This is a genomic window from Mycobacterium sp. Soil_C_30 (assembly GCF_057656995.1).
Genome location: NZ_JBDGJH010000003.1, coordinates 415,105 through 433,886 on the forward strand (window position 1 = coordinate 415,105; position 18,782 = coordinate 433,886).

Consider the following 18,782-nt stretch of genomic DNA (forward strand, 5'->3'; position numbering starts at 1 on the left):
CAACGCAGGTGATCGGGCCTGGTCAGCAAATACGCCAAGCGGTAGCGTCCCCTCATGGCGATGACGCGATACGTCGCGCTGCTGCGCGGCATCAACGTCGGGGGCCGCAACCTCATCGGCATGAAGGATCTGCGCGCCGCGATGGAAGATCACGGTCTGCACAACGTCTCCACCTACATCCAGTCCGGCAATGTCCTGTTCGAGACCGATGCCGCCCGCGCTGCGCTGGAAGCCGAGATCGAAGCCACCCTGCAAAAGCGTCTGGGCGTCCCGCTGGTGGTGGTGCTGCGCTCGCACCGGCAGATGCAGAACGTGCTCAAGCAGGCACCGTCCGGTTTCGGGACGGACCCCGACACCTATTACTCCGACGCGGTGTTCCTGAAAGCGCCACTGACCACCGAGCAGGTGATGGGAATCGTCGAACTCCGGGACGGGGTGGACCAGGCCTGGCCCGGCCCCGGCGTCGTCTATTTCGCCCGGCTCGGCGCCGAACGGACCAAGAGCAAGATGAGCAAGATCGTCGGTAAGCCCGAGTACAAGCAGATGACCATCCGCAGCTGGACCACCACCGTCAAACTCGTTGCGCTGCTCGACCAGATGCGCTGAGTACTACAGCCCGAGTGCAAAGGCGATGAAAGCGATCACCGGAACCGAGGCCACGGTGGTGATCAAGGTGGCGTCGCGGGCGAGTTTCTCACCGCGCTGGAACACCGCGGCGTAGGTGTTCAGGTTCTGAGCGGCAGGCAGCGCCGCCAGCACCGTCGCCACCGCTATCCCGTGCGCCGACATGTCGAACACCCAGCGGGCCAGCACGTACGCCAGCGCCGGCATCAGGATCACCTTGAACACCACGGCCAGAACGAGATCCACGCGGCTCTCTTCGCCGGAACCTCCGCGCTGGGTGACCAGTGCGATGCCGAAGGCCAACAGCACGGTGGGAATTGCCAAGTCCGCCAACAGGTCCAGCGGTTCGTGAATGGCCCGCGGCAGAGTGATCCCGGTGAAGGCCATCACCAGTCCGAGGGCACTTGCCACGATGATCGGGTTGGTGACGAGGTCTTTGACCTGTGCCTTCACCGATGAGGCGCCGCGGCCGTCGGAGTTGATGATCGCCACGCCGAGCGGTACCAGCACCACGGTCTGGAACACGATGAGGGCCGACACCTCGGTGGTGCTGCCCAGGACGTAGGTGCTCAGCGGTATGCCGAGATTGCCGGAATTGACCCACGACGCGGCCCAGGCGCCGACGGTGGCATCACCACGGCTGCGCCGCCGCAGTGCCATCGCGATGACGAAGTAGACGGCGAAGACGATGAACGTCGTGACCGCGGACACCAGCAGTGGGAACGAAAACACCTGCGAAGGTGTCGAGTCGGACAGTGACAGCAGCAGCAGCGCAGGCACTCCGACATGGAATGCCACGCGGTTGAGCACCATGCGGGCGTTCTCTCCGAGGACGCCGCGCCAGCCCACGATCATGCCCACCGCGATGATGACGGCGATGACGGCGAAGGCCTCCAACACCGCCAGCACTGAAACCCCTTTCCGGGGCAGTCAGCCCGGGCCCGTCAACACCTCGATTATCGGGGCGCGGCGTCGGTAGCGCGAAATCCAGGCCTCGAGCCGAGCCCGGACTGTGGCGAGTCTCTCGGCCCAGGGCGTCACACATGCCCTTGACCTCAGTCGACACCGTCGCATAACCGTCCACGACGCTGCCGAATCCGAATGTGGTGCGGAACACAAAACTCGCTGAACCAGGCGGCGCCACAAGGGTTTTCAACGGGTTTCGATGTGACGGGATCAGGGGAAGTCCCGTACGGTCGATGACGACCCCCTGAACCCGCCCACGATTTTTCGAACGGGAGCGCAGAGTCAACGATGCCCGAAGAGATCGAGCTCGAATCCGCAACATCCCTGGCCGTGACGCTCGCCTGGGTGGCGGGCGCCATCGCCATCGCGTACCTGTTGGGCTTGCTGGTGCCCTGGCTGTTGCGGCGGCTCGGCCGCCGCAGCGCGTCGATCCTCGACGTCGCCCTGATCACGCGCACACCGTTCCGTTTCCTGCTGATGGTGATGGCGGCCAACATCGCGATCCGGCGCTTCGCCGATCCCGGTGCCAGCTGGCGGTCCTGGGTGGACCACACGTTGGTGATCCTGCTGATCGCCGCAGTCACCTGGTTGATCGCCAGCTTCGTGAAAGTGGTCGAGCGCCGGGTCATCGCCAAGTTCGGCGGCGGCGACGAGGAGATGACCGACGCCGACCGGCAACGCCGCCGGCTGCGGACGCAGGTCACGACCGTGCGCCGGCTGGTCATCGCGGTCGTGGTGCTACTCGGACTGGCCGCAGCGCTGATGACCTTCCCCGCCTTCGCCAACATCGGCACGACGCTGTTCGCCTCGGCCGGTGTGCTGTCGGTGGTCGCCGGCCTGGCGGCGCAGACTTCGTTGGGGTCGGTGTTCGCGGGCATGCAGATCGCGTTCTCCGACGCCATCCGCGTGGGTGACGTGGTGGTTCTCGAGGAGGAGTGGGGCCGTATCGAGGAGATCACCCTCACCTACGTCGTGGTGAAACTGTGGGACCAGCGTCGACTGGTGCTGCCCACCACCTACTTCACCACCACGCCGTTCCAGAACTGGACCCGCAACGCCACCGAGCTGTTGGGCACCGTCGAATTCGACGTCGACTTCACCGTGCCGATCGAGGACATGCGGGTGGAACTCCAGCGCCGGCTCGAGCAGAGCGATCTGTGGGACGGCCGCACCGGCGTCCTGCAGGTCACCGACGCCATCAACGGGGTCGTGCGGGTCCGCATGCTGCTCAGTGCCCCGAATGCCAGCGCGCTGTTCGACCTGCGCTGTTTCGTCCGCGAAGGACTGGTGGACTGGCTGCAGCGCACCAACCGGGGTGCCCTGCCGCATCAGCGGCTCGAGGAGGTCCAGTCGGCGCCGGCGCAGGAACTCGCCCGCCGCAACGGTCACAACGGTCAGCCCAAGGCCGCCGCCGGGGTGTTCAGCGGCAGCCGGGAAGCCGAGGAGCGGGCCCGCGAGTACGAGCGTGGTGGCGTGGCCGTCGACGAGAGGGTCAACGGGCACGACGCGATGCCCCGCGGTTACGACGACAACTGACAGGCCGACAACTGACCCGCCACCGACCGGGCCGCCCGTCAGTATCCTGCTGGCGATGGCGCACGATCGATCGAGCGGAAGGATCCGCCTCAGCCGGGGTCTCAAAGCGGCGCTGAACGGCAGCCGGGACCCGGCGCCGTTGGCCGGACAACGCCGCCGGACGTCCGGCGGCATGGGCGATGTGCACACCCGCAGCGTCCTGGACCTCACCATCCGCCTCGCCGAGGTGATGCTCTCCTCCGGTTCAGGAACCGCGGACGTCGTCGCCACCGCCCAGGATGTCGCCCAGGCCTATCAACTCACCGACTGCGTCGTCGACGTCACCTTCACCACGATCATCGTCTCGGCGCTGCCCACAGCGGACAGTCCGCCGGTGACGATCGTGCGGTCGGTCTGGACCCGATCGATCGACTACACCCGTCTCGACCAGCTGAACCGGCTGATCCAGCGCATCACCGCCGGCGGAGTCACCGTCAACGACGCCCACGCCGCGATGGACGACCTCACCGAACGTCCCCATCCGTACCCACGCTGGCTGGCCACGGTGAGCTGGGCGGGCTTCGCCCTCGGCATCGCGATGCTGCTGGGCGGCTCACCGCTGACGTGCCTGGTCGCGGCCGTCACCGCGGCACTGATCGACCGGGTGGGCCGCGTCCTGAACCGGATGAAGACGCCGTTCTTCTTCCAACACGCCGTCGGCGCGGCCATCGCAACCCTGGTCGCCGTCGTGGTGGCGCAGTTCGCCGGGCAGGGTCTCGCCGCCTTGGTGGCCACCGGAATCGTGGTGCTGTTGTCGGGGATGACGATCGTCGGTTCGATGCAGGACGCACTGACCGGTTACATGATCACGGCGCTGGCCCGGTTGGGTGACGCGCTGTTCCTGACCGGCGGGATCGTGGTCGGAATCCTGGCGGCGCTGCAGGTCGTCACCGTCGCCGGCGTGACCATCCAGTTGCACGTCGACGTCAGCCAGACATTCGTCACCCCCTCGCAGCCCCTGCCGATCGCCGTCGCGGTGGCGGGGGCGGCGCTGTCCGGTGTCTGCCTGACCATCGCCAGCTACGGCCCGCTGCGGTCGGCCGTTCCGGCCGGATTCGCGGCCGCGCTCGCATCGGCATTCGTCATCGGTCTCAGCGCCGTCGGGTTCGGTCAGGTGGTCGCCACCGGGATGGCCGCCGTCGGCGTCGGCCTGGTCGCGACCGTCATGTCGATCAGCCGGCGGGCACCGGCGCTGGTCACCGCGACCGCCGGCATCACTCCGCTGCTCCCGGGGCTGGCCGTCTTCCAGGCCGTGTTCGCCTTCGCGGTGGACAAACGCTTCGACGACGGATTGGCCCAGATGCTGGCCGCGGGGGCCACCGCGCTCGCGATCGGCAGCGGGGTGGTGATGGGGGAGTTCATCGGATCGCCGCTGCGGTCCGGTGCCGGCCGGTTCAGTCGCTTCTTCCAGCGACCGGAGCCACCCGGAATCCGCCGCGCGGTCGGCCGCGGGGTGCGGCTGCGGCCGGTGAAGACTCCTCGCCCCAAGAGCAGCGGGTACACGCGCTCGCACAGCGTGGCACTGGAACCGGCCGACGACGACACCGACTGAGTACCACTGCTGCAAGGCATACTGTTCGCCATACGGCAAGAGCCATCAGTCGAACGGGAGGGTCAGAGTTGACCAAGGTGATGTCAGGTGTCCGGGTCCTGGAAGTAGCACAGTTCACGTTCGTACCCGCCGCGGGCGCCATCCTCGCGGACTGGGGAGCTGATGTCATCAAGGTCGAACATCCCGTCCGGGGTGACACACAACGCGGATTCATCAACATGGGCGGATTCCAGCTCGACCCGGACCGCCACCCGCTGATCGAACATCCCAACCGCGGCAAGCGCAGCGTCGGGATCGATGTGTCCACCCCGGGCGGGCAGGAAGTGCTCTACGAGATCGCCAAGACCGCAGATGTCTTCCTCACCAATTACCTGCCCGCACAACGGCAGAAGAACAGGTTCGACGTCGAACACATCCGCGCGGTGAACCCGGACATCATCTACGCCCGCGGCAGCGCCTACGGTGACAAGGGTCCGGAGCGGGACACCGGCGGCTTCGACGGAACCGCGTTCTGGACGCGCAGCGGAGTGGGGCATGCGCTGACGCCGGAAGAGCTGGGCGGCGCTCTGTCGCAGGGCATTCCGGCGTTCGGCGACTCCATCGGCGGGATGAACATCGCCGGCGGCATCTCGGCGGCGCTGTTCCACCGGGAACGCACTGGTGAGGCGACCGAAATCGACGTGTCGTTGTTGTCCACCGCGTGGTGGGCCGCCGGTGCCAGTGTCACGCAGGGCATGGAGACCGGTCAGACCATGCGTTCGTTGATGCCGAATTCCACAGGGCCGTCCGTCAATCCGTTCATGGCCAACTACCAGACCTCGGACGGCGGCACCATCAACCTGTGCATCGTCAGCCCCACCGGCTACATCCGCGACGCCTTCGAGCACCTGGGCCTGCCGGAACTCGCCGACGACCCCCGGTTCTCCGAAGTGATGCCGCTGATCGAGAACGCCGCCGAGGGTGGGGCACTGATCGCCGAAGCGATCCGGAGTAAACCCTTCGAATACTGGCGTCAGCATCTGAGGACGATGCGCGGCCAATGGGCGCCCTTCCAGAGCCTCGTCGACCTGGCAGGTGATGAACAGGCGATCGCCAACGACATGGTGGTCGAGGTCGAAGCCGGCGACGGTGGCACCCCGTTCAAGGTGGTTCGCGGACCCGTCCAGTTCAACCACGAACCGCTGGAGACCACCCGCGCCCCGCAGGCCTCCGAACACACGGAGCTGGTGCTGATGGAACTGGGCATCGACTGGGACCGGATCGCCGAGCTCAAGGAGTCCGGCGCGATCGCGTGACCACCGCCGCGCGCACCACCGTGATGGCCACGGGCAGGGTGGACAGCACCGCGATGGCGAGCACCATGAGCTCCAGGTGCTGCGCGACGAACGCAACGTTGCCCAGGAAATAACCGACCGTCGTCAGACCCAGGCCCCACAAGCTGCTGCCGATGATGTTGAACAGGAGGAACATCCGGTAGCGCATCCCGGCGATACCGGCGACCACGGGTGTGAAAGTGCGCACCACGCCGATGAACGGCGCGATGACCAGGGCCTTGGCCCCGTGGCGCTCGAAGAAACGATGCGACTCACGCAGGTAGCGCTGTTTGAAGAACCGCGCATCGGGTTTGCCGAACAACGCCGGACCGATACGCCGGCCCAACCCGTAACCGACCTGACCGCCCGCCACCGCGGCGACGGCCGCGCACGGACCGACCGACCACAGGTCGACGGCTGAATGTGGCTGGGCCGCAATCAGACCTGCGGTGAACAACAGGGTGTCCCCCGGCAGGAACGGAAACAGCAGCCCTGTCTCGATGAAGACGATGACGACGACACCCAGCAGGACCGCCGACCCGAATGGCCCCGTGTCACCGAGCCAGTACATCGGGTCCATGACCTCGGGCAGCGCCAGGACCGCACCCGTCACAGCCTGCGAAACTACCTGCGCGACATTGCCGGCGAGGAAACTACAGGCGAATGTCGCTCACGCGGTGGCCTGATCGAAGATCCGGGTGATGATGCCGTTCTCCGGGTCGTAGAACAGCGGGTCCAGGACCGCCCAGCTACCGATCTCGTCGATGGTCCACAACTTCTCCGGGGTCGGGAAGTCCGCGGCGAACTCCGCCGCGATCTCCGGCAGTACCGGACGGAAGCCGGCCTCGGCCCAGAGTCGTTGCGCCTCAGGGGTGTACAGGTAGTCCACCAGTCGCGCCGCTTCGTCAGGATGCTCGCTGGTACTGACGACGGCAGCCTGGTTGTCGATCTTCAAGGTCTGCGGAGGAACGATGCGCTCCACGCCGGAGGAGTGCCGTTCGGCGTCGATGGCGCTGTTCTCCGGGGCGATCAGGACGTCGCCGGTGCCGGCGAGAAACAGGTCGATGGCCTCCGGGACGGTGGTGGGGCCGACGAGCACGTGTTCGAGGATCAACTTGTTGAGGTAGTCGATGCCGGCGGCTCTGTCCTGCCCGCCGCGGCTGGCGGCCGCATACCCCGCCATCAGTCCCCACTTGCCAGAGCCGGACAGGACGGGATTGGCGGCCATCACCTCGACGCCGGGCCGAAGCAGGTCGTTCCACGTCTGGATGTTGAGCGGGTTGCCCTCACGCACCACCAGAGTGGAGATCGAACCGAACGGCTGCCCGTGGTGGGGTCCGGTGTTCCAGTCGGCGGAGATCTTCTCCTCCCGCACCAGCCGATCGATATTGGGTTGATCGGCCAGGTAGACGATATCGGCCTGGGCCCCGTCGAGGACCGACTGCACGAGTTCGGCCGACGGTCCGTAGGTGGTCCGGACGGAGATGCCTTCGCCGGCCTCGGTAGCGCCGAAGGCCGGAATGCTGGCATTCCACCCGGGAGCGGCCGAGGTGAACGCCAGGACGGACAGCGACACGGTGCCGTCGGGAGCGTCTTCCGAGCCGGCCCCCGAGGTCGCGTTGGAGCAGCCGGCGATCAGCGTGGCCAGCAGGGTGATGGAGAGGAGCCGCCGCCACCGTCGGGCTGGCGCGCCGGTGTCGGTCATCGGTCCATCCTGTGAAGACTGGGACGCCAACGGGACAAGCATCCGCAACTGTTTGCCGACAGCATAGCGGGTACGTCGGCGAACCGGGCCCCACCGTTACTGGAACGTGTTACAGTTCTGCGGTCGTCGCCCTCATGACGGTGCCGGTGGGGCGCTCCCGTGAGACGCACGCTGGTTGCGCGTTTCCCGGTTGCGCCACAACAGAATCACTCGGGATCGTCCTGCCGTGGCGGCCGTTTCGTCGGCTCGCATCGAGCGTCGGCCGAGCGGGCCGGCGTGAGTGCGGAGCGATGCAAAGCGGCGGAGGAACGGTGGCCATCTTTGACTAGACCACGGAGCAAGTCGGCGTCGCTGGCGTGGGTGGTGCTCGCCTATTCCGTCGCCGTTGTCCTGGCGGTCTGCTGGCTGGTGTGGGGTCCGGACACCGGGCGGCTGTGGCTGGATGCGTTGATCGCCGATGTCCTCGCGACACTGGTGGTGTTTGCGTTCTCCCGCGCTTTTGGCAACTCGAGCTTCTATGACGCGTTCTGGAGCGTTGTCCCACCTTTGCTGCTGTTCTACTGGTGGCTCCGTGGTGAGGCCGGGTTCGATGATCCCCGCTGCTGGCTTGTCGCCATCGTGGTGGTGGCGTGGGCCATTCGCTTGACGGCCAACTGGGTGTACGCGTTCCCCGGGCTGCACCACGAGGACTGGCGTTACCCCATGTTCCGGGAGCGGGCGGGCCGGCTGGAGTTCGTCGCCGATCTGGTCGCGATCCACCTGATCCCCACTCTCCAGGTGTTTCTGGCGATGCTCCCCGTGTACATCGCGGTGACGCGGCCGAGCGACGGGATCGGGTGGCTCACCGCGGCCGCATTCACGCTGGGCCTGGCCGCGGTGCTGCTGGAACTCGTCGCAGACGTGCAGATGCATCGTTTTGTCCGCCACCGCGCGCCGGGTGAGGTGATGGATCGCGGCCTGTGGAGCTGGTCGCGGCATCCGAACTACTTCGGCGAGTTCCTGTTCTGGCTCGCGCTGGCGCTCTTCGGCATCGCCGCGGCTCCGGGTGACTGGTGGTGGCTGGTGCTCGGGGCAGCCTCGATGCTCGCCATGTTCCTGGGGGCGAGCATCCCGATGATGGAGGCTCGCAGTCTCGAACGCCGGCCGCACTACGGCGACGTGATCACCCGGGTGCCGCGGTTCGTGCCGCGCCCGCCGAAGAAGGCGCGGGTGTGACCCGTCCACGCGTGGTGGTCGCCGGTCTCGGCGATTCCGGTGTCCTGACGGCGATCCGGTTGGCCCGCACCGCCGACGTCGTGGGTGTCTCGGTGAAGCCAGGGCTGCTCAGCGGTCAAGAGCTGGGTGTGCGTCTGGCGCGGCCCGACGAGTGGGCCCGCGACTACTGGATCGCCTTCGAACGTTTCCGCGGCCTGGATGACGTACGTACCGTGCAGGGCACTCTCACCGGCGCCGACCCGGACGCGCGCACGGTCACGGTGACGGTCGCCGACGCCACCACCGTCAGACTCGACTACGACGTGCTCGTCATCGCCACGGGTGTCACCAACGGCTTCTGGCGACGACCCACAGTGCAGTCCGGTGCGGACATCGCCGCCGATCTGCATGCGGCACATGCCCAGTTGTCGGCCGCGACGTCGGTGATCGTCGTCGGGGGCGGCGCGGCAGCGGTCAGCAGCGCCGCCAATCTGGCCGGCAGATGGCCGGGCAAGTCCGTCCACCTGTACTACCCGGGTGAGCGCGCGCTGCCGGCGCACCACCTCAAGACCTGGACGACGGTGCGGCGGCGTCTGGTCGACCGCGGGGTCGTGCTGCATCCGGGACACCGGGCCGAGATCCCGCACGGGTTCGGGTTCGACAGGATCACCGACCGGCCCGTGCAGTGGACCACCGGCCAGCCGCCCGCCACTGCCGATGCGGTGCTGTGGGCCGTCGGGAAGGTGCAGCCGAACACGGGCTGGCTACCGTCGACGATGCTCGACGAACACGGCTTCGTCCGGGTCCTACCCGATCTGTCGGTGCCGGGCCATCCGGACGTGTTCGCCGTCGGTGATGTGGCGGCCACCGATCCGCTGCGCAGCTCAGCACGCAACCGCGCCGACAAACTGTTGGCGCACAACGTCACAGCGTCACTCGACGGTGCACCGCTGCGCACCTACACGCCGCCGAAGCGGCGGTGGGGTTCGGTGCTCGGCGTGCAACCGGACGGGCTGGAGGTGTTCGCTCCGTCCGGTCACGCGTTCCGTTTTCCGGCGTGGTCCATCGATCGGGTACTGCAACCGTGGATCGTCCGGCGTGGAATCTACCGCGGGATCCGGCGCTAGCCCGCCGCCACCCGCGGCGCCCGGTCTGCCGACGCCGTGTCGAGCACCATCGCGGCCACCCGATCCCGGTGCTGCTCAGCCGAACCCAGCAGGGCCGCATCGGTGCTGGCGCGTTTGAAGTACAGATGGGTCTGGTGTTCCCAGGTGAAGCCGATCCCGCCCAGCACCTGAATGGTGTCGGCGGCGATGCGGGCCGCCGCGGCAGAGCAGGTGGACTGCGCGATGCTCGCCGCCAGCGCCGGATCATCGGAGCCGTCGGTCAACGCCCAGGCTGCGTGGTAGGCGGTCGAGCGGGCATGCTCGGCGTCCACCAGCATGTCCGCCAGTCGGTGTTTGACGGCCTGGAACGAGCCGATGGGCCGACCGAACTGCAGCCGCGCCTTGGCGTAGTCGACGGCGAGGTCGAGCAGGTGTGCGGCGATACCCACCTGTTCGACCGCGAGCAGGGTGGCGCCGACGTGCAGCGCATGGCTGATGACCCGGTCGGCTTCACCGGCACCGGCAACGAGTTTCGCCGGCGCACCGGTCAATTGCACTGACGCCTGCGGCCGGGTCAGGTCCAGGGTGGCCAGGTCGGTGCGCTCCGTGGCAGAGCCGTCGACGGCGTACAACGCCACGCCGTCGGGGCCGTCGGCCGCCACCAGCAGGACATCGGCTGCGCCGGCGTCGACCACCTGGGTTGCGGACCCGGTCAGGGTGAACCCGTCACCTGCCGCGGTCGCGGTGATGGACACCGACTCCGGGTGGAACATGCCGGCATGGTCGGGCACCACGACTGCCGCGGTGCGCCGTCCCTCGACCAGCTCGGCCAGCAGCTCGTCACGAGTGGGGGAGGCCGGCGCCGCGACAAGCGCGGGGATGGCGAGGAACACCGTGCCGAACACCGGCCCGCAGGCCAGGGCTGCGCCGAGCTCCTCGACGGCCACGGCCTGATCGACCAGGGTGCCGCCCGCGCCGCCGTCGTCCTCCGGAACCGCCAGGCCCAGCACACCGAGCTCCGATCCCAGCCGTTGCCAGGCCTTGGCGTCGAACGGCGGGTGGGTCTCCATCAGACGGCGCACCGACTGCTCGTCGAAGTTGTCGGCGCAGAATTTGCGCACCGCGCGGCGCAGCTGCTCCTGCTCGTCGGTGAACACGAACTCACTAGCCACGGGGAATCTCCTTCCAGGGCATCCCGGCGTCGGCGCGGAGATCGCCGGGCAGCCCCAGTACGCGCTCGCCGAGGATGTTGCGCATGACGTCCGAGGTGCCACCCTCGATGGTGTTGGCGCGGCTGCGCAGGAACCGCTGCTGTACCGGTCCCCGCCAATCGGCGTTGTCGTCCTCATCCAGCAGGTCGTACGTGTGGTACAGGATTGCCTCTGCGCCAAGGAAATCCATGCACCATTCGTAGATGTGCTGATTGAGCTCGGCGCCCACCAGTTTCCCGATCGATCCTTCGGGGCCCGGTCCGCCGACCGTCGCCGCGGCGCGGGACCGTTCCGAGGTCAGGCGTTGGGCCTCGGCGCGCAGCCACAGTTGGGTGAGGCGGTCACGTAGCACCGGTGTCTGCTGTTCGGGGCGGGACGCCCACAGCGCGGTGGCGTCGGCGATGGTGCCCGCTCCGCGGCGAGATCCGCTGCCGCCGAGGGCGCTGCGCTCGTTCATCAGGGTGGTCATCGCCACCCGCCAGCCGTCGTTCACGGCGCCGAGGCGCATGGTGTCCGGAATCCGGGCGTCGGTGAAGTACACCTCGTTGAACTCGGCCTGGCCGGTCATCTGCCGCAGTGGCCGGGTCTCCACGCCAGGAGAGTGCATGTCGATGACGAAGTAGGTCAGTCCCTTGTGCTTGGGCAGGTCGGGATCGGTGCGTGCCAGCAGCAGGCCCCACCGCGCCCGGTGCGCCAAGCTGGTCCAGACCTTCTGGCCGTTGATCACCCAGTCTTCACCATCGCGGACCGCTGAGGTGGCCAGCCCGGCCAGATCTGAACCGGCCCCGGGTTCGGAGAACAGCTGGCACCAGATGTCCTCGGTGGTGGCCAGCGGACGGAGCAGGCGTTGCTTCACCTCGTCGGTCTGCGCGTGCTCACGCACAGTGGGCGCGGCCATGCCGTAGCCCATGGGGTTGAGCCCCAACGGAACCGGCCCGCCGGCGCCCTGCAGGATCCGGTCCGCGACGGCCTGTAAGCCGCGGGAGACCCCGAGGCCGCCCATGCCCTCGGGGAAGTGCACCCAGGACAGCCCGGCGTCGTAGCAGGCGCCGAGGTACTCGCGGACGGGGACCGATTTCGGATCGTGCTCCTGCACTACGGCTCGAGCGAGTTCGGCGACACGAACCTCGTCAGATGTGGTGCTCATCACGCCACTGTAGAAAATTGACTTCTGTCAACTCCGGGCGGGGTGGCCGTTCGAGCGGCTTGCCCCGGCAACTCGCGCCCCACACCCGGCGACTCGCGCCCCACACCCGGCGACATATATGTGGGTTGCCGCGCGACACGCCGTGTGGCCGTCGCCGGGCACATATATGTGGCGGTCGATCGCCGACCCTCGGCGACATATATGCGGTTTACCGCGCGACACGCCGTGTGGCCGTCGCTGGGCACATATATGTGGCGTCAGAGAGAGGTGGCGGTCGAGCGAGAGAGAAGGGGGGCGGGGTCAGACGCGCGGGATGGCCGCCGCGATGCTGTCCAACAGCGCGGTGTAACGGCCGGACTCGGGATGGCGGCCGGGCTTGCCACTGCTGACCACTCCGGCCGCGAGCTCACGCTCGGGGTCGGCCCAGATCGCGATCTCGGTGAGTCCGGTGTGGCCGAACGCCTGGGCTGCGTCGCGGCCGAACGGGCCGAACCGCTTGGAGCCCAACATGTATCCGGTACCCCAGCGCAGCGGCATCAGGCCCATGGCGAGATCCGGGCGCAGCCTGCGGGCTTCCGTCGTCGCGGCGCGCAGCGTCTCGGGTCGCAGCACCCGCACACCGTCGAGTTCGCCGCCGCGCACCAGGATCTCGGCGAATCGGGACAGCTCGAACGCTGTCGACACCGTGCTCGATGACGGGATGACGCTGGTGAGGAAGGCCGGGGTGTTGGAGAAGGGGATGATGCGTTGTGGGGTGCCGCCGACGGCGATCTTGAACGCCTTGGCGATCGGTGCGGGCAGCGGCTTACCGGTGACGTGACTCGGTGCGACCAGTGGCACATCGTCATGTGCCACACCGTAATTGGTCCACCGGAAGCCGAGGGGGTCCAGAATCTCGGTCGCCAGGATCTCGCGGATGTCACGGCCGGTGGCCGCCGAGACGATCTCGCGCATCAACGGTCCCCACGTCAGCCCGTGGTAGATGTGCACCAAGCCGGGTCGGTACACGGGCTTGAGTTGGGAGAGCATCTCGCGGGCGTACTCGCTGTCGTTCATCCGCTTCAGATCGACACGCGGACCGGTGGCGAAGGGCACGCCGGCGCTGTGTGTCATGACGTGACGGATGGTGGTGCGGTCCTTGCCGTGGCTGGTGTAGGTGGGCAGGTAGTCGCAGACCCGGTCGTCGAGGGAGAACTCGCCGCGCTCGACGAGCATGTGCACCACGGTGGTGGTGATGGCCTTGGCCGCGGAGTACACGCAGAACGGCGTATCGGTGGTGACGGGGATCTGCCTGGCATCCGGCGGGTCCGTGGGGCCGTTACCCCAGGCGTGTCCGATCGCCCGGTTGAGCACCACCCGGCCGCGGTGGCGCAGACAGACCTGGATCGCCGGTTGCATTCCGGCGGCGTACCAGTGCCGCGCCGCCTGCCAGATGCGCTCGAGCGCAGCCGGGTCGATGCCGGTGCGGTCCTCGTCACCGACAGCGGTGACGGCGTCGAGGTCCTTCGGGACGGCGATCCGCCCGTCCGCGGTCATTACGGCGTCGGGGTGGACGGCGCTTCTGCGGGGGCCGGGGCCGACGGAGCCGGTGGCGTCTTGGGGCCGGTGAGGACGCGGCCGAGCTGGCCCAACACGTCCAGCGGGGACGCGGGTACCGGCAGGCAGCCGGGCGCACAGTCGGTCTTCTGCCACGGCTGGCAGCCGCTGGTGGTGAACGCGGTGTCGGTGGCTTCGATCTGGACGGCCTGGGCCTTTTTGCTCATGGCGTTGTCGAGGATCTGGTCGCCGCCCACCCGCTTCCAGTAGCAGGCATCACCCTCGACCGGCCCGGGGGACTGGTAGGTGCCCGGCGCGATGTCGGTGCCCACCGCGTAGGTGCCGCTGGTGTCGATGGAGGTCTTGGGCGCCGGGGGCGGTGCGGGCTCGGGTTCTGCGTGGGCTGTTCCGCCCGCGACGCACAGGCCCGCAAGGGCCAGCGCCGATACCCATGCTGCTGATCTCTTCGTCCACACAGCAGACAAGAATAGACGAGCTAACTGAGAGCCCGGGTCACGCGCAGCACCGGCCACCCGGCTTCGGCGGCGGCCGCGGCGAGGGTCCGGCGCGGATTCACCGGGCGGGGGTTCCCCACCAATCGCATCGACGGGAGATCCTCCTCGCCGTCGGAGTAGAAGTAGCTCGCGGCCAGGTCCAGCTGGTGCTGTTCGCTGAACCGCGCGAGCGCCTCGGCCTTGCGGGTGCCCCAGATGATCGGCTTACGGATGTCGCCGGTGAGCCGGCCGTGGTCATCGACGGCGAAGTGGTTACACACCACGTTGGTGATGCCCAGCGAGCGGGCCACTTCGTCGATGTGGATGTTCAGGGCCGAGGTGAGGATGGTGACGGTGTGTCCCCGGCTCTGGTGGGCCGCGACGATTTCGCGCATCCGCGGGAACATCCGCGCTTCGATGCGGCGGTTGAACAGATCGGAACCCAGGACGTCGAGATCGGCCAGCGATTCGCCCCGCAGATAACCAGCAGCGCGCACCACGAGGCGTTCGAACTCCATCCGGCCGAGCCGGTAGCGCGTCGCGGCTTCGATGACTCCGAGAACCTCGCCGATCCTGGCCTGGCGCCGTCGGATTCGGTGACCTGCGTGCGGTACCGCGGTGAAACCGTCGACCAGGGTGCCGTCCACGTCGAAGAAGGCGCCGATGTGCGCTCCCGCAGGACTTGCGGCGACCGCGTCGGCTCCGGCCGGGGGGGTCATGTGGTCAGCCGGCGAGCCAACCGCGCCCCCGTACGCCTCATACCGTCGGAGATACGTATCGAGAAGAACGGATTGAAGATGTCCTCACGCAGCCGGGTGAGGGTGGAACTCGTGATCCGCCACTGGCCGTCGAGCTTCTCGTACGTCTCGTGATAGTGGCCGTATCCATTGAGATTGACCCCGGGGGCCAGGCGCACCACATCGTGGAGGGCCCAGACACCGCGCGCGGTGGTATCCGACGTCAGCTCGATCTCCGGGGCGTGCACCTGATGCACGGTCGGTTGGGAGCGCCGGCCGATGTTCTTTCTGGTGAACGCGACGAATTCGTCGGCGCCCATGATCACCGCGCCACCGGCGGCCGCGGTGTCACTGATGAAGTCATCGGCGAACACGGTGCGCCAGGACTGCCAGTCCTTGGCGTCGAGATGACGGCAGTAACGGGCTTTGAGCTGCTTGATCGAGTCGAGTTCGAGCACAGCGGTCGCGGCATCCATAGCTGAACCTCCGGCGGGTGACGAGGTGGCCAGACTACCTTCGGCGACGTCCTGGAGGCGGTACGGTCGAGCAGTGGCGGACGAACCGGTGGACCGGGAGCAGATCTGCCTCGCCTTCTGTGAGCACCGATTCGACGACGTCTTCCCCCACCTGGCCGCCGATGTGCGCTGGACGGTGCCCGGCTACATGGTGCTCGAAGGTGCCGACGCCCTGCGGCGCACCTGTCGTGAGACCGCGGGCAGTCTCGAGGACACCACCGAGGTGACGGATCGACGCGTGGTGGTCACCAGCCCGGATGCGGTGGTGATCGATTCGATGACCCGCTATCAGAGCCCCGGCGGGGTGACCGCTGTATCTGATTGCCACATCTTCGAATTCGACGGGAACCGGATCGCCGCCATCACGTCCTATGCGGTGGAGGTGGATCCCCGGGACGTCGGTGCGCCCGCGTCGGCCCAACGCTCGTGGCCGGTGTGAGCCGGGTCGACGAGGGCGCACCTTGACCCCATGCTGAGCAGCTGCATAGCATGACGCGATGGGCGTCTACTACGACCCGTACGACCAGGACATCGTGGCCGATCCGTATCCGGTGTACGCGCGGCTGCGCGAAGAAGCGCCGCTCTATCACAACGAGCGCTACGACTTCTGGGCGCTGTCGCGGCACGCCGACGTCGCTCACGCACTGAGCGACTGGGAGACGTTCTCCAACAGCCGAAGCGACATCCTGGAACTGGTGCAGTCGGATTTCGACATGCCGCCCGGGGTGATGATGTTCCAGGACCCGCCGCAGCACACCATGCTGCGTGGGCTGATGTCACGGGTGTTCACCCCTCGGCGCATGGCCGCCATCGAGGATCAGATCCGGCAGTACTGTGTGCGATGCCTGGATCCTCTTGTCGGATCAGGCGGATTCGACATCGTGGCCGAGTTGGCCGCCATGATGCCGATGCGGGTGATCGGGATGCTGCTGGGCATCCCGGAATCCGAGCAGACCGGCTTCCGCGACGCCAACGACGCGAATCTGCGAACCAGGCCGGGCGCCCCGATGAAGGTCGCCAACGCAGACCGGATCGCCGACGGGCGGATGTACGCCGACTACGTGGACTGGCGGGTGAACAACCCCGGCGATGACCTGATGACCGCGTTGCTCACCGTCGAGTTCGAGGACGAGACGGGCACGGTCCGCAAGCTCACCCGCACCGAGGTCCTGCACTACACCCAGGTGGTCGCGGGTGCGGGCAACGAAACCACCGGCAGATTGATCGGGTGGTTGGCCAAGGTGCTCGCCGACCATCCCGGGCAACGCCGCGAGGTCGCCCAGGACCGCTCGCTGTTGAACCGGGTGATCGACGAGACGTTGCGGTTCGAACCCACGGGCCCGCACGTAGCGCGTTGGATGGCAAGCGATTTCGAGGCGTACGGCACCACTGTGCCGGCGGGCAGCGCCATGCTGCTGCTCTTCGGCGCCGCCAACCGTGACCCCCGCCGGTTCATCGACCCCGATACCTTCGACATCCACCGCAGCAACAGCCACCTCACGTTCGGCAAGGGCACGCACTACTGCCTCGGGGCGAACCTGGCGCGCCTGGAGGGCCGCGTCGCGCTCGACGAACTGCTCAACCGGTTTCCGGAGTGGGACATCGATCACGACACGGCGCGGCTGGCGCCCACCTCGACGGTGCGCGGCTGGGAGGAGCTGCGGATCGTGCTGCCGTAACGCGTCGTTTACGCCGTCGGCGGAACGTGAAACACGGCCCGCGCCAGACTGGTTCGGGTGACCCTGCACCACCTGCCCGCCACCGCGCCCCTCGACGAGGTGATCGCAGCCCTGCGGCGCGACAACTACGTCATCATCGACAACCTCGTCTCCTCCGCGTTCATGGACGAGCTGGAGGCCGAACTGGACCCGTACATCAACGACAGTCCGGTCGGTGCCGAAGACCACCTGGGCAAGAAGACCCGTCGCACCGGTGCCCTGGTGGCCCGCTCACCGTTGTCACACCGGCTGATCCGCCACCCCACCATCCTGGGTGCGGTCGGTGATTTCCTCGGGCATGCCAGTGCCTACCAGTTGATGCTGACCCAGGTGATCTCCATCTACCCCGGCGAGTCGGCGCAGGGTCTGCATCAGGACGAAAACGCCTGGGATTACTTCCCTTTCCCGCTGGACTATCACGTACAGTGCAACACCTTGTGGGCGTTGTCGGACTACACCGCTGAGATGGGAGCCACCCGCGTGGTACCCGGCAGCCATACGGCCGGGCCCGACGCGCAGTTCAGCGACGCCGACTGTCTGCAAGCGGAGATGGAACGCGGTTCGGTGCTTCTGTACTCGGGCAAGATCTGGCACAGCGGCGGGGCGAACCGGTCGAGCCGGATCCGTAAGGCCGTCAACATCAATTACGCGGTCGGGTGGGTGCGGCAAGAGGAGAACCAGTATCTGGCCTGCCCGCCGGACGTGGCCGCGGGTCTCGATGACGACATGCTGAGGCTGATCGGCTACCAGCAGGGTGCGTACGCCATGGGCTACTACCGGGATGTGGAGGATCCGATCGTGGCCGTCCGTGGTGACGGCTACAGCGCCCGTCCCGGTGCCGACATCGACGAGATCACCCCGGCGGCCCGTGCTGCCATCGACAGGCTCATCGCCGCCAAGAGCGGATGATTCACATCCTGGTCAGGCGAATCGGATATGTGTAGCTGCCGCCCGGGGCGCCGTCGCAGCCGGTGGCGAACGACGAGACCATGGCTCCGGTGAGGGTGTTGGCGTCCCAGGTGTAGACGTCGCGGGTCGGGATGGTGGGGCCGTAGTAGACATTGCCGCAGCGCAGGCCGAACGGGTCGTCGATCGTCATCGTGTACTTGCCGTCGGCGTAGTAGGCGTTGACATACGCCTCATAGGCCTTGGCGATGGGCTGCGGCAGTGTGATGACGCTGACGCAGTCGGGCACCGATTCGTTGCAGCCGCTGATCGAGAAGATCCAGGTGTGGAAGTCGTAGCGGCCGTCGATGGCGACGTTGTAGGCGCCGTAGTACATCTTGGCCGCATGCGCGGTGGGCGCCAGCCCCAGAATCGACGCGGCGATCGCGACGACAGCCACCAGAATCCTCATGGCCTCAATCTAAGACGACCGGCGCTGGATTA

19 protein-coding genes are annotated in these 18,782 nt (G+C 67.5%); 9 read left to right on the forward strand and 10 right to left on the reverse strand.

Annotated features, from left to right (window positions below):
* Nucleotides 1-54: 54 nt before the first annotated feature.
* The gene (locus AC3A6P_RS07695; protein WP_487690382.1) at nucleotides 55-606 is read left to right on the forward strand and encodes a DUF1697 domain-containing protein; all 552 of its coding nucleotides are present in this window, start codon (nucleotides 55-57) and stop codon (nucleotides 604-606) included.
* Nucleotides 607-609: 3 nt separating this feature from the next.
* Here the strand turns inward: AC3A6P_RS07695 and AC3A6P_RS07700 are convergent, their stop codons facing one another.
* Nucleotides 610-1,533 carry an AEC family transporter gene (locus AC3A6P_RS07700; protein ID WP_487690384.1) on the reverse strand — a complete coding sequence of 308 codons (924 nt, stop codon included), beginning with the start codon at nucleotides 1,531-1,533 and terminating at the stop codon, nucleotides 610-612.
* 345 nt (nucleotides 1,534-1,878) lie between these two features.
* Between AC3A6P_RS07700 and AC3A6P_RS07705 the strand changes: the two genes are divergently transcribed.
* The 3 genes from AC3A6P_RS07705 (at nucleotide 1,879) to AC3A6P_RS07715 (ending at nucleotide 6,012) form a co-directional block, all read left to right on the forward strand.
* On the forward strand, nucleotides 1,879-3,126 hold the full coding sequence (locus AC3A6P_RS07705; RefSeq protein WP_487690386.1) for a mechanosensitive ion channel family protein: 1,248 nt from the start codon (nucleotides 1,879-1,881) through the stop codon (nucleotides 3,124-3,126).
* A 55-nt stretch (nucleotides 3,127-3,181) separates the two neighbouring features.
* Complete coding sequence (locus AC3A6P_RS07710; RefSeq protein ID WP_487690389.1) at nucleotides 3,182-4,717, forward strand: threonine/serine exporter family protein; 1,536 nt, start codon at nucleotides 3,182-3,184, stop codon at nucleotides 4,715-4,717.
* An 80-nt stretch (nucleotides 4,718-4,797) separates the two neighbouring features.
* The gene (locus tag AC3A6P_RS07715; protein WP_487690621.1) at nucleotides 4,798-6,012 is read left to right on the forward strand and encodes a CaiB/BaiF CoA transferase family protein; all 1,215 of its coding nucleotides are present in this window, start codon (nucleotides 4,798-4,800) and stop codon (nucleotides 6,010-6,012) included.
* On the opposite strand, the gene AC3A6P_RS07720 is transcribed toward AC3A6P_RS07715, so the two are convergent.
* Together AC3A6P_RS07720 and AC3A6P_RS07725 are read right to left on the reverse strand one after the other, a co-directional pair.
* The gene (locus AC3A6P_RS07720) at nucleotides 5,987-6,610 is read right to left on the reverse strand and encodes a VTT domain-containing protein (protein ID WP_487690623.1); all 624 of its coding nucleotides are present in this window, start codon (nucleotides 6,608-6,610) and stop codon (nucleotides 5,987-5,989) included. The genes AC3A6P_RS07715 and AC3A6P_RS07720 overlap by 26 nt on opposite strands.
* Nucleotides 6,611-6,700: 90 nt before the next feature.
* Nucleotides 6,701-7,735: an extracellular solute-binding protein gene (locus AC3A6P_RS07725; protein ID WP_487690392.1), complete on the reverse strand. Its 1,035-nt coding sequence runs from the start codon at nucleotides 7,733-7,735 to the stop codon at nucleotides 6,701-6,703.
* 321 nt (nucleotides 7,736-8,056) lie between these two features.
* On the opposite strand from AC3A6P_RS07725, the gene AC3A6P_RS07730 reads away from it, so the two are divergent.
* Nucleotides 8,057-8,950 carry a DUF1295 domain-containing protein gene (locus AC3A6P_RS07730; RefSeq protein ID WP_487690394.1) on the forward strand — a complete coding sequence of 298 codons (894 nt, stop codon included), beginning with the start codon at nucleotides 8,057-8,059 and terminating at the stop codon, nucleotides 8,948-8,950.
* Complete coding sequence (locus tag AC3A6P_RS07735; RefSeq protein WP_487690397.1) at nucleotides 8,947-10,056, forward strand: FAD-dependent oxidoreductase; 1,110 nt, start codon at nucleotides 8,947-8,949, stop codon at nucleotides 10,054-10,056. The genes AC3A6P_RS07730 and AC3A6P_RS07735 overlap by 4 nt, the downstream gene beginning before the upstream one ends.
* Here AC3A6P_RS07735 and AC3A6P_RS07740 read toward each other — a convergent pair.
* The 6 genes from AC3A6P_RS07740 to AC3A6P_RS07765 form a co-directional block, all read right to left on the reverse strand.
* On the reverse strand, nucleotides 10,053-11,207 hold the full coding sequence (locus tag AC3A6P_RS07740) for an acyl-CoA dehydrogenase family protein (protein ID WP_487690400.1): 1,155 nt from the start codon (nucleotides 11,205-11,207) through the stop codon (nucleotides 10,053-10,055). The genes AC3A6P_RS07735 and AC3A6P_RS07740 overlap by 4 nt on opposite strands.
* Nucleotides 11,200-12,393 carry an acyl-CoA dehydrogenase family protein gene (locus AC3A6P_RS07745; protein WP_487690403.1) on the reverse strand — a complete coding sequence of 398 codons (1,194 nt, stop codon included), beginning with the start codon at nucleotides 12,391-12,393 and terminating at the stop codon, nucleotides 11,200-11,202. Before AC3A6P_RS07745 ends, AC3A6P_RS07740 begins: the two co-directional genes overlap by 8 nt.
* 300 nt (nucleotides 12,394-12,693) lie before the next feature.
* Complete coding sequence (lipE, locus tag AC3A6P_RS07750; RefSeq protein WP_487690406.1) at nucleotides 12,694-13,929, reverse strand: lipase LipE; 1,236 nt, start codon at nucleotides 13,927-13,929, stop codon at nucleotides 12,694-12,696.
* Nucleotides 13,929-14,405 (reverse strand): Rv1352/Rv1906c domain-containing protein, encoded by a 477-nt coding sequence (locus tag AC3A6P_RS07755; RefSeq protein WP_487690409.1) that lies wholly within the window; start codon nucleotides 14,403-14,405, stop codon nucleotides 13,929-13,931. Before AC3A6P_RS07755 ends, lipE begins: the two co-directional genes overlap by 1 nt.
* Nucleotides 14,406-14,425: 20 nt before the next feature.
* Nucleotides 14,426-15,142 (reverse strand): HAD-IB family hydrolase, encoded by a 717-nt coding sequence (locus tag AC3A6P_RS07760; protein WP_487690412.1) that lies wholly within the window; start codon nucleotides 15,140-15,142, stop codon nucleotides 14,426-14,428.
* Nucleotides 15,139-15,636, reverse strand: a complete 498-nt coding sequence (locus AC3A6P_RS07765; RefSeq protein ID WP_487690414.1) for a nuclear transport factor 2 family protein — start codon at nucleotides 15,634-15,636, stop codon at nucleotides 15,139-15,141. The genes AC3A6P_RS07760 and AC3A6P_RS07765 overlap by 4 nt, the downstream gene beginning before the upstream one ends.
* A gap of 73 nt (nucleotides 15,637-15,709) precedes the next feature.
* Here AC3A6P_RS07765 and AC3A6P_RS07770 point away from each other — a divergent pair, with 73 nt between their 5' ends.
* From AC3A6P_RS07770 to AC3A6P_RS07780, 3 genes are read left to right on the forward strand one after another with little or no spacing between them, the layout of a single operon-like run.
* Nucleotides 15,710-16,114: a nuclear transport factor 2 family protein gene (locus AC3A6P_RS07770; RefSeq protein ID WP_487690417.1), complete on the forward strand. Its 405-nt coding sequence runs from the start codon at nucleotides 15,710-15,712 to the stop codon at nucleotides 16,112-16,114.
* Nucleotides 16,115-16,172: 58 nt separating this feature from the next.
* Nucleotides 16,173-17,354 (forward strand): cytochrome P450, encoded by a 1,182-nt coding sequence (locus AC3A6P_RS07775; RefSeq protein WP_487690420.1) that lies wholly within the window; start codon nucleotides 16,173-16,175, stop codon nucleotides 17,352-17,354.
* 57 nt (nucleotides 17,355-17,411) lie between these two features.
* On the forward strand, nucleotides 17,412-18,302 hold the full coding sequence (locus AC3A6P_RS07780; protein ID WP_487690422.1) for a phytanoyl-CoA dioxygenase family protein: 891 nt from the start codon (nucleotides 17,412-17,414) through the stop codon (nucleotides 18,300-18,302).
* Between the two features lies 1 nt (nucleotide 18,303).
* Here the strand turns inward: AC3A6P_RS07780 and AC3A6P_RS07785 are convergent, their stop codons facing one another.
* Entirely contained in the window at nucleotides 18,304-18,750 is a 447-nt protein-coding gene (locus AC3A6P_RS07785) for a hypothetical protein (protein WP_487690425.1), read from the reverse strand.
* Nucleotides 18,751-18,782: the final 32 nt, after the last annotated feature.

Bases quoted from the DNA above. Each gene is read 5' to 3' on its own strand.
- AC3A6P_RS07775 (WP_487690420.1), top strand. From the start codon at position 16,173: ATGGGCGTCTACTACGACCCGTACGACCAGGACATCGTGGCCGATCCG.
- AC3A6P_RS07720 (WP_487690623.1), bottom strand. From the start codon at position 6,610: ATGGACCCGATGTACTGGCTCGGTGACACGGGGCCATTCGGGTCGGCG.
- AC3A6P_RS07745 (WP_487690403.1), bottom strand. From the start codon at position 12,393: ATGAGCACCACATCTGACGAGGTTCGTGTCGCCGAACTCGCTCGAGCC.
- AC3A6P_RS07725 (WP_487690392.1), bottom strand. From the start codon at position 7,735: ATGACCGACACCGGCGCGCCAGCCCGACGGTGGCGGCGGCTCCTCTCC.
- AC3A6P_RS07710 (WP_487690389.1), top strand. From the start codon at position 3,182: ATGGCGCACGATCGATCGAGCGGAAGGATCCGCCTCAGCCGGGGTCTC.
- AC3A6P_RS07785 (WP_487690425.1), bottom strand. From the start codon at position 18,750: ATGAGGATTCTGGTGGCTGTCGTCGCGATCGCCGCGTCGATTCTGGGG.
- lipE (WP_487690406.1), bottom strand. From the start codon at position 13,929: ATGACCGCGGACGGGCGGATCGCCGTCCCGAAGGACCTCGACGCCGTC.
- AC3A6P_RS07715 (WP_487690621.1), top strand. From the start codon at position 4,798: ATGTCAGGTGTCCGGGTCCTGGAAGTAGCACAGTTCACGTTCGTACCC.
- AC3A6P_RS07705 (WP_487690386.1), top strand. From the start codon at position 1,879: ATGCCCGAAGAGATCGAGCTCGAATCCGCAACATCCCTGGCCGTGACG.
- AC3A6P_RS07760 (WP_487690412.1), bottom strand. From the start codon at position 15,142: ATGACCCCCCCGGCCGGAGCCGACGCGGTCGCCGCAAGTCCTGCGGGA.
- AC3A6P_RS07765 (WP_487690414.1), bottom strand. From the start codon at position 15,636: ATGGATGCCGCGACCGCTGTGCTCGAACTCGACTCGATCAAGCAGCTC.
- AC3A6P_RS07695 (WP_487690382.1), top strand. From the start codon at position 55: ATGGCGATGACGCGATACGTCGCGCTGCTGCGCGGCATCAACGTCGGG.